Here is an 8,524-nt window from a genome sequence, read left to right as displayed (position 1 = left end):
CCTCGCTGCCTTTTAGCACGATGCCCGCCTCGAAAGTCTCGATGATACTGAAGTCAAACAGCGCCTTTTTGTTTTTGGCTAAATCCTTACCCATTTTTTACCTTTTTATTTTAAGAAAAACACACTCGCGCCGCTGCCGCTTAGGAAAAAATCCTTAAATTTATCCATCTGCGGATAAATTTTAAAACACGGCGCAAAAAGATCGTTTAGTTTGCGATTTTCGTATCGCTCCAGTAGCTGCACCGTCGTCATCTCGCGCATTTTTGCCGCCAAATTTACGTCGATACTATCCATAAAATTTGCTCTAAATTCGCCGTAAACCGCTGGCGTCGAGCAAAAGACGCCGGGCGTTAAAATTTCTACCTCCGGCACTTCGTCGTTAAATTCGCTTATTATCTCGCCGATACCGCCGACGTTTGCCGCGTCAAATCCGCTAGCGAAAAACGCCACGTCCGCTCCGATATTTGCGCCTATTTTCATCAAATTTTCGCGAGTTAGTTTTAAATTTAACTCCTCGTTCGCCATCTTTAAAAACGTAGCCGCGTTTGAGCTACCACCGCCAAGGCCCGCGCCTAAAGGGATTTGTTTTTTTATCACGATTTTATGCGAGGTGAAAAACTCGTCCAGCTCGTTTTTAAAGCCCGCTTTTTCTAGCTCAAATTTAGCCTTTAAAACGATATTGTTTTCGATATTTTCGTTATCGCACTCAAGCGCGAAGCCGCTAGATTTTTCAAAGAAAATTTCGTCGTAAATCTCGCGCCGCAAAACAAAGCGAGAGACGATCTCGTGGTAGTTGCCGCGAGTACCGACGATCTTTAGAAAGGAGTTGATTTTCGCGTAGCTTTTCATTATTTTGCGATTTTATCGCTGAGTTCTTTTAGGCTAGCTTCGCCCGCGCCGTTTAGGGCTTGTTTGTTTTCCGCCGCTACGTCCTCGACGAGCTCAGAGCGCAGGATCATCATATTTTTAGGCGCGTCGATGCCGATTTTTACGCCGCCTTTTGAGATACCTACGACCGTGATTTTGATATCGTTTCCCAGCATTATGCTTTCGTCTTCTTTTCTTGCGAGTATTAGCATTTTTCGACCTTATTTAGTTTATATGTTACGGTTTCGTCTTTGATTTCAATGATACTAAAAAATTCATCAAAGTTTATTAAATATAGCCCTTCGGCGCCAAATTTTAGCTTTTCTACGCTCAGTTTTTTGCCAAGCATTACGTCCGTGGGATCGCCTAGATATTCGTTTCGCGGTAGCGAGATATAATCAAGCGGATTTAAAAATCGCTCGTTTTCATAAACGAATTTACCTTCGCTAACGCGTTTTAGCGCGCTTAGGGTTGCTTTTACGCCAAGCTTTTCGGCTAAAATTTGAGCATACGAGCGCACGTACGAGCCCTCGCTAACGCTAATGCGAAAGCTCAAAAACGGATGCATATACGCAGTCAAATTTACGTCAAAAACGCTCATTGTTTGGCTTTTTAGCTCAAACTCTTCGCCCGCTCTTGCTAGCTCATACGCGCGTTTGCCATCCACGTGCTTGGCGCTAAATTTGGGCGGTACGTAGGCGATCTCGCCTTTTAGCTCGGCTAGCGCCGCCTTTACGTCCGCTAAATTTAATGGCTGGCAAAGCTTGATTTCCTCGATATTTTGGTTATCCAGACTAGCACTCGTCGCGCCCAGCCACATAGTTGCTTCGTAGATTTTGTGCGTTTTATCTATGTAGTTAAAAAGCCGCGTGTGATTGCCTAGAGCCACAATTAGGCAGCCGCTGGCAAAGGGATCAAGCGTGCCGGAAAAGCCCGCTTTTTTGACGCCGTATTTGCGCTTTAGCCTGCTTAAAAAATGATTTGAGCTGATGCCTGCTGGCTTATTTGCGACGAAAAGCGCGTTCATTTAAATTTGCCCTTTGGAGGTTGCGTTAAATTTGCGTCGTTTTTTAAATTTAAGCCTCGAGCCTCAAATTTGAGCGCATAAATTTGATCAAATTTAATGCTGAATTTGGCACGACTAGCCTTAAATTTGCTCATTTTTACACCGCTTTTTCGACGAAGCTGGACATTATCTCGCGGCTGATTCCGCCGAAATTTATCGTTAGTTTTAGCTCTTTTTTGATCTTCGTTACCGCCGTCACGCGCCCGATACCGAAAATTTTATGCTTGACGAGGTCGCCTTTTTTGTATTCGCCGGCGGTCTGCGTTTGTGTCTGGATGATGAGGCTACCGCTGCAAACGCCTGCTTCGCTTAAAAATCTGCTCTTTTCCAGCCTCGTTCTCTGACCTTTGTAAAAGCGCGAATTTACAAAGCTTAGCGTTAGCGTTTTTTTGGCGCGGGTGATGGCGACGTAGGCTAGGCGTCGCTCCTCCTCGATGTCGCTGCCCTCTCCTAGCAGCGGGAAGAACCCTTCCTCAAGCCCGATCACGAAAAGATGCTCGAACTCAAGCCCTTTGCTAGCGTGGATGCTCATGATCGAGATCGCCTCGCCGCCGATGTTATCCTGCTCGCTTTGTAGCGCGATCTCGTTTAAAAACTCCTCGATAGAAAAGCTTGGATTTTGCTTGATTTGATCCTTGATCGTAGCGTAAAACTCGTCGATGTTTGCCACGCGCTCGGCGCCGTCGGGCAAGCTCTCGTAGTATTTTTTGATGCCGAATTTCGCTTCTAGTTTATCCACTAGCTCGTACGGCGAGTCGCACTCTTTTAGCTCTCTTAAATTTGACGCAAATTCGCCGAGGCTCGAGACGATTTTTTTGCTTAGATCTTTGTCGTTTTCGTCCAGGCTAGATATCGCTTCAAATAGCGAAAGCTTATGCTCGAAGGCGATTTTTTCGATCTTTGCGAGGCTTACTTTACCTAGGCCGCGCTTTGGGCGGTTGATGACGCGCTTTAGCGAGAAGTCGTCGTTTTCGTTTGCGACTAGCCTTAGGTAGCTGATGACGTCTTTGACCTCGGCGCGCTCGTAGAATTTAACTCCGCCGACCATCTTATACGGGATTTTTTCTTTGGTTAGGCCCTCTTCGAGCGAGCGGGAGAGGGCGTTTATGCGGTACAGGATCGCGATATCGCTAGCCTGCGCGCCGCTATCAAGCAGCTTTTTGATGCGTTTGGCCACCTTTAGGCTCTCCATCGTTTCGTCGTCCGATTCCATTAGCGCGACGTCCTCGCCGCCTTCTTTGGTGCTTTTTAGTTCTTTGCCCAGGCGGTTTCTGTTGTGGTCGATGAGCTCGTTTGCCGCGCGTAAAATTTGACTCGTCGAGCGATAGTTTTGCTCTAGTCTTATGATTTTGGCGTCTTTAAACTGATCTTTAAAATTTAATATATTTTCGATTCTTGCGCCGCGCCAGCCGTAGATACTCTGATCATCATCGCCCACTACTGCTATATTTTCATGCGTTAGGCAGAGTTTGCGCAGGAGCTTATACTGCAAGTCGTTGGTGTCTTGATACTCGTCCACCATGATGTAGGCGTAGCGTTGTGAAATTTCGCGCACTAGAGCTTCGTCCTCGTCTAAAATTTTATAGCTAAGGCAGAGCAGATCGTCAAAATCCACGAGATTATTGGTTGCCAGATACTCCTCGTAAAGCTTGTAGATGTTTGCGAGCTTTGCGTGGTAGCCGTCTTTGAAATTGTGCCCGTTTGCAAACATACCGCCGTGATTTAGCACCTCCTCTACACTTAAAAGCGAGTTTTTAAAATTTGAGATCTCGCTAGCTAGCACCGAGGTCGGGATGTCGCCCTCAAAGCCTTTTAAAATCCGCTTTTTATCGTCTGTGTCGATGATGACGAAGTTGTTTTTGCGCTTTAGACGATCGATGTAAAATTTCAAAAACAAAAGCCCGAATTTGTGGAAAGTGCAAAGCAGCGGAGTGAAATTTTTACCTACGTCACCCAGCATTTTTAGCGCGCGGGTTCGCATTTCGCTTGCAGCTTTGTTGGTGAAGGTTAGCGTTAGGGTATTTGACGGCGGGATGCCTAGCTCGCTTATGAGATAGGCTAGGCGAGTGGTGGTGGGTTTGGTTTTTCCGCTACCGGCTCCTGCCAAAATCAGCATCGCTCCGTCGGTATGCGAGGCCGCCTCGCGCTGGCTTTCGTTTAGTTCGTCTAGTAAATCGGGCATTAAATTTCCTGCTTTATTTATTAAAATGATTAAATTCTAACAAAATAAGCTTAAAAATCGCCGCTGATTTAAATTTGGGTCTGATTAAGAGCGTTTTCAGATATAAATCAATACAATATTAAAAAGATAATTTTATAAGCTGATATAATAATAAGGAGTCCGATATGATCAATGATTTTAGTAAATTTTATACCTTTATGGAGATAGTGAAAGAAAGAAGTTTCTCAAAAGCCTCAAGAGCGATGGGGATCTCGCAGCCCGCAGTTACTTTGCAGATGAAAAAGCTCGAGGAGATGCTGCAAACCACGCTAATAATGCGTAAGAAAAACGGCATCGTCCTAACTCACGAGGGCGAGAAATTTTACAAGCTCTGTACTCAGTTTGAAAGCGCGATGTTTCGCTTTAAAGACGAGCTGTCGCGCATAAAAACCGATAAAGTGCCGCTAGTTATCGCCACCACGCAGCTCATCGCCGAGGCGGTCATCTCGATCCTGCTGGATAAAATCTCGCAAAGCGTAGGCAGCGAGCTAGACATCAGGATAAAGGAGCAAAACGAGCTCATAAACTACCTAAAAGACCGCCGCAGCGACATCGCCATCATCCTTGAGCAGTCGCTTGATAGCAGTTTGCTCGTTAAAAAGCTATTTGACTACGAGCTGATTTTGGTTTCAAATAAAAAAATCGCCGAGAGCGTGAAACCCGAGGAGCTTATCAAGTTTAAATTTATCAAAGATAGAACGCGAACCTACCTTGACGATATTTTGCATAAGCACGGCGTGGATGCGCATGCGCTTGACGTGGCGTATTCGCTAGACGGTTCGATAATGGTCTGCCGCGCGTTGGCGTCAAACCATGCCGATACGTACGTGGCGTTTTTACCGAGATTTTTGATCGAAAACGAGCTAAAAAACGGTAGGCTATTTGAGATAAATATCTCTAAATTTAAGCTCACTCGCTCGGTCTATGCCGCCGCATTAAAAGAAAACGAGGAAGTGCTGCATAAATTTTTAAAGATCAAGACGAGTTTTAATTTTTAATCTGCTTTAGAGAAGGTGTCAAATTTGGCTAAATTTAGCCTTTTCGGCGCGTAAATTTAAATACTCTTGCGAAAATTTGGCGCAAAATATCCTTGCCGAACCTGGAGATGATCTTGGTTTGGCGATTTTATAACTTCCAAATTTACGGTCAAATTTGACGGTAAATTTAATATCTTTAAAAATGAAAAGTATATAAGAATAAAAGCAAGAGACGGGCAAAGAGCCCGTCTGAATAAAATGCGGTTTAGAACGTAAATTCCCAGTTTAGTCTGAAGTTTCTGCCCGCCGAGTAGAAGCGATTGATACCTAGCCCCGTGGTTCTATCGATCATGTTCATAGTACCAAAAGGCCTGATAGAGCGTGCGGCGTCCCAAGTGATGTATTTTTCGTTAGTTAGGTTATAAACGCCTAGTCTAAACGTCAAATTTTTAATCGGGCGCACGTATGTTACGACGTCTACTAGCGTGTAGGCGTTGCTTCGCCATTTTGAATGGCTGTTTGTATTATACGGGTTGCCGTACGGGTCGGTATCTAGGCGCCAGAACATATTATAGGTGTCTTTTTCTTTTTTAGATGCGACGCTAGTGACGTAGATGTCGGCGCCGAATTTATCCGCAGCGCTTGCGTAGCCTAGACCGTAGATCGCAGTGGTCGGCTGTATGGCATTCATCGGCACTTTACCGTCGTTATCCGTTTGTACTCTGCCTTTTTGCAGCGTTAGTTTGTAGCTAGCGTGAAAGCCCTCTAGCGCGTCTGAAATTTGACCCAAATGAAGCATAGAGTTTATCTCAAAGCCGCGTACGGTTGCTTTGCTGCGGTTTACGTTGCCGTATAGCGCAAAAGGTATAGTGTTACCGCCGCCGCCCGTGGCATAGCTTTTGGTGCCTAGAGATATTAGGTCGATAAAGTTATCGTATTTGGTCTCAAAAAAGCTAGTGGTTATAAAGCTTTTATCCTCATGCAGCGTCAATGCAAGCTCTTTTGTCTTAGCTATCTCGGGTTTTAGATCCGGATTTGGCTGGATGGTAAAATCAGGATGCTTAAACGCCAAATATAGCTCGTCCGAAGTGGGCGCCCTAAAGCCTTTGGAGTATTTTAGCTGTATCCTAAAGTAATCCAGCGGATCGATATCGGTTCCGATGGCATAAGAGCTATTCGTAAATTTTTTATCCCTAGCGATGTATTTTATATTTGCCAGCGCATTATTGGGCGCTTCTTGCTTCCATGCGTCATGCGCTCTTCGCCATTCGTCTCTATCTGCGTAGTCCCACCATTTTGGCTCCGGGCTAGGATTATACGGTACGAAAAGGCCTAGCACCATATCGTCCGGGATTTTAGGCGTAGAGCCCGGGACGTAGTTTGGTTTATATTTTATCTTGTCGTAGCGGTAGCCCAAATTTATCCCCAGCCAGTCGTTTATGCGCATATCGTCGTTTAGATACAAAGCGCCTTCTTTTGTTTTAACCGGGATTAAAAAAGACGTTAGCGGCTCGGTTCTAGGGCAAAGCGCGTAAAGTAGCGTTAGCGGAGCGTTTTCGCATGTATACGGAATGCCGGTAAAATCCGTGCCTAGCGTCTTAGGCGCCCACCACCGGCTGCTCGTAGCGTCGTAGCCTTGCTTGTTCGTCATGGATTTTTCGGTTCTAGCCAAGCTTAGTCCGTATGCGATATCGTGCTCTACGTCGCCCGTTTTGGCGTATTTGTTAAAGTCTAGGTTAAACTGTTTGGTGTTCGTGTCCAGATCGCGCTCTTTCCAGTCGCGGCTTAAGTAGCCCTTGCCGTATGGAGTGATTAGGTATCCGCTCTGCGAGCTTTGTTTAAAGGTCTTGCCCGTGCTTGCGTCGGTATAGCTTTTATCTAGTGGAACAGTTGATTTGACGTACTGGTCGGTGGCGTAGTCGTATTTTAGCACGTCGATATTTGGCTTGGAGCAGTCAAATACCGAGCAGTCAAGCCAAGTGTTGCTTACGTTTTGATTGATGCTAAATTTATTCTGATCATGGACGGCTCCTTGGCTATCTACGAGTCTGTTTACCCATGTTAGACCGCCGTACTGCGGATCTACTTCCTGTGTTCGTTGTAAAGTTACTTCGCCGCCGTACTTATCGATAATCTTGTTGTTTTTAACCTGAAGTCCGATAGGATTTGAAATTTCAGCGCAGTTTTCTCCTGCTTGGCAGTGTTCCTCGGTTCTGGCGCGAGATTTGATTTTTTGGTTGGAGTATGTAAATTTCATCGTATCCCACAACGGAGTTTCGCTAAAATTTTCATAGGCAAAAGCGCGATTTTTCCTATCCATCATATCGTCGTTGTATCTTAGACCGGTATCTATGATCTCGTCCCTGTTGCTAGAAAGCGTAAGCGTGTATGATAGGTCTTTGCCTTGAGATCGGTTTTTGTAGGTATCTGACATAAAGGTAAATCTATGCTCCTCGTGAGGCTGGAAACCTAGCTTGATGAGGCTGCTCGTTTTTTTGATATAGTACGGGTCGGCCTTTTCTCTGGTTCTACCTAGCACGCTATCGTCATAACCCTTGTAACCGTAGTTTTCCGTCTCGTGGTGTCTGCGCTTGGTTTGTACGGCTAGGATATCAAACCACTTAAACCTACCGGCTAGGGTGTGCGAGTGCATGGTTTGATTATCGGCGGTATTGTAGCCGCCTTTGTAGCCGTAGAAGTAGTCCTTATCTAGCAAAAGATCCCTTGCGTCTTTTGTTTCAAACATCACGGAGCCGCCCAGAGACCCAGAGCCCGTACGAACGGAGTCTGCACCTTTTGAAATAGTTGCTTGTTTTAGCGTTTCAAATTCTACGCCGTTGCGGGTGTTGTTAAAGTTTCCGTATCCTTCAAATAGCTCCTTAAAGCCTTGCGAGCTTAGCGTTTGGGCTTGATGTAGGCCGTCAACGGTGATAGCTACGCGGTTTTCTTCGACGCCTCTTATCGCGTAGCCGCTTTGGCCAAAACGCCCGGCCTCTACGGTCGTTATGCCCGTTTCGTATCGCACTAGGTCTTTGTTATCAGAAACCTGCGTTTTGGTTAGTTCTTTGGAGCTTTTTACGTTTTGGCCGACCTTTTTTTGCAGCGGATCGCTTTGCGCCTCCGCTTCGCCGCTAACCGTTACTTCCTTTAGCTCGACTTCAGCCTCTTTTGCATTTAAATTCGACAAAATAAGCAAAGCGGCAAGAGAAAATTTAAGATGATTCATTCCTGTCCTTATTAACGATAGTTTTGATATTCATTTGCTATAAAGGCGAAATGATAATAAATATTTGTTTATACTTTGATTAAAAGATTGGAATTTAATTTAAAAATTATAAATCAATTTTTTTATATTAAGAAATAAAAGGGTTGCTGTTGGTAAAACCGGCGCAA

General features: G+C 45.2%; 7 protein-coding genes. 1 reads left to right on the top strand and 6 read right to left on the bottom strand.

The window, feature by feature from the left end:
* From H740_RS02160 to H740_RS02140, 5 genes are all read right to left on the bottom strand, one after another.
* Window positions 1-94 (bottom strand): SsrA-binding protein (locus H740_RS02160; protein ID WP_002950799.1); only part of this gene is annotated, 94 nt, incomplete at its 3' end.
* 11 nt (window positions 95-105) lie between these two features.
* On the bottom strand, window positions 106-849 hold the full coding sequence (locus H740_RS02155; protein WP_002950798.1) for a 4-(cytidine 5'-diphospho)-2-C-methyl-D-erythritol kinase: 744 nt from the start codon (window positions 847-849) through the stop codon (window positions 106-108).
* The gene (csrA, locus tag H740_RS02150) at window positions 849-1,079 is read right to left on the bottom strand and encodes a carbon storage regulator CsrA (protein WP_002950797.1); all 231 of its coding nucleotides are present in this window, start codon (window positions 1,077-1,079) and stop codon (window positions 849-851) included. Before csrA ends, H740_RS02155 begins: the two co-directional genes overlap by 1 nt.
* Window positions 1,073-1,894, bottom strand: coding sequence for a tRNA pseudouridine(55) synthase TruB (gene truB / locus H740_RS02145; protein ID WP_002950796.1), 822 nt, complete (start codon window positions 1,892-1,894; stop codon window positions 1,073-1,075). The genes csrA and truB overlap by 7 nt, the downstream gene beginning before the upstream one ends.
* 136 nt (window positions 1,895-2,030) lie before the next feature.
* Window positions 2,031-4,115 (bottom strand): ATP-dependent helicase, encoded by a 2,085-nt coding sequence (locus H740_RS02140; RefSeq protein ID WP_002950795.1) that lies wholly within the window; start codon window positions 4,113-4,115, stop codon window positions 2,031-2,033.
* Between the two features lie 164 nt (window positions 4,116-4,279).
* On the opposite strand from H740_RS02140, the gene H740_RS02135 reads away from it, so the two are divergent.
* Window positions 4,280-5,152, top strand: a complete 873-nt coding sequence (locus tag H740_RS02135) for a LysR family transcriptional regulator (RefSeq protein WP_002950794.1) — start codon at window positions 4,280-4,282, stop codon at window positions 5,150-5,152.
* Window positions 5,153-5,396: 244 nt separating this feature from the next.
* Here the strand turns inward: H740_RS02135 and H740_RS02125 are convergent, their stop codons facing one another.
* Entirely contained in the window at window positions 5,397-8,357 is a 2,961-nt protein-coding gene (locus tag H740_RS02125; RefSeq protein WP_002950792.1) for a TonB-dependent hemoglobin/transferrin/lactoferrin family receptor, read from the bottom strand.
* Window positions 8,358-8,524 lie beyond the last annotated feature (167 nt).

It is taken from the genome of Campylobacter showae CC57C (assembly GCF_000344295.2).
In the GTDB taxonomy this organism is placed as follows: Bacteria; Campylobacterota; Campylobacteria; order Campylobacterales; family Campylobacteraceae; genus Campylobacter_A; species Campylobacter_A showae_B.
This window is presented reverse-complemented; position numbering and strand designations above follow the sequence as displayed.

What these genes read in the sequence shown, in the direction of transcription:
- H740_RS02155 (WP_002950798.1), bottom strand. Translation starts at nt 849, where the DNA reads ATGAAAAGCTACGCGAAAATCAACTCCTTTCTAAAGATCGTCGGTACT.
- csrA (WP_002950797.1), bottom strand. Translation starts at nt 1,079, where the DNA reads ATGCTAATACTCGCAAGAAAAGAAGACGAAAGCATAATGCTGGGAAAC.
- truB (WP_002950796.1), bottom strand. Translation starts at nt 1,894, where the DNA reads ATGAACGCGCTTTTCGTCGCAAATAAGCCAGCAGGCATCAGCTCAAAT.
- H740_RS02140 (WP_002950795.1), bottom strand. Translation starts at nt 4,115, where the DNA reads ATGCCCGATTTACTAGACGAACTAAACGAAAGCCAGCGCGAGGCGGCC.
- H740_RS02135 (WP_002950794.1), top strand. Translation starts at nt 4,280, where the DNA reads ATGATCAATGATTTTAGTAAATTTTATACCTTTATGGAGATAGTGAAA.
- H740_RS02125 (WP_002950792.1), bottom strand. Translation starts at nt 8,357, where the DNA reads ATGAATCATCTTAAATTTTCTCTTGCCGCTTTGCTTATTTTGTCGAAT.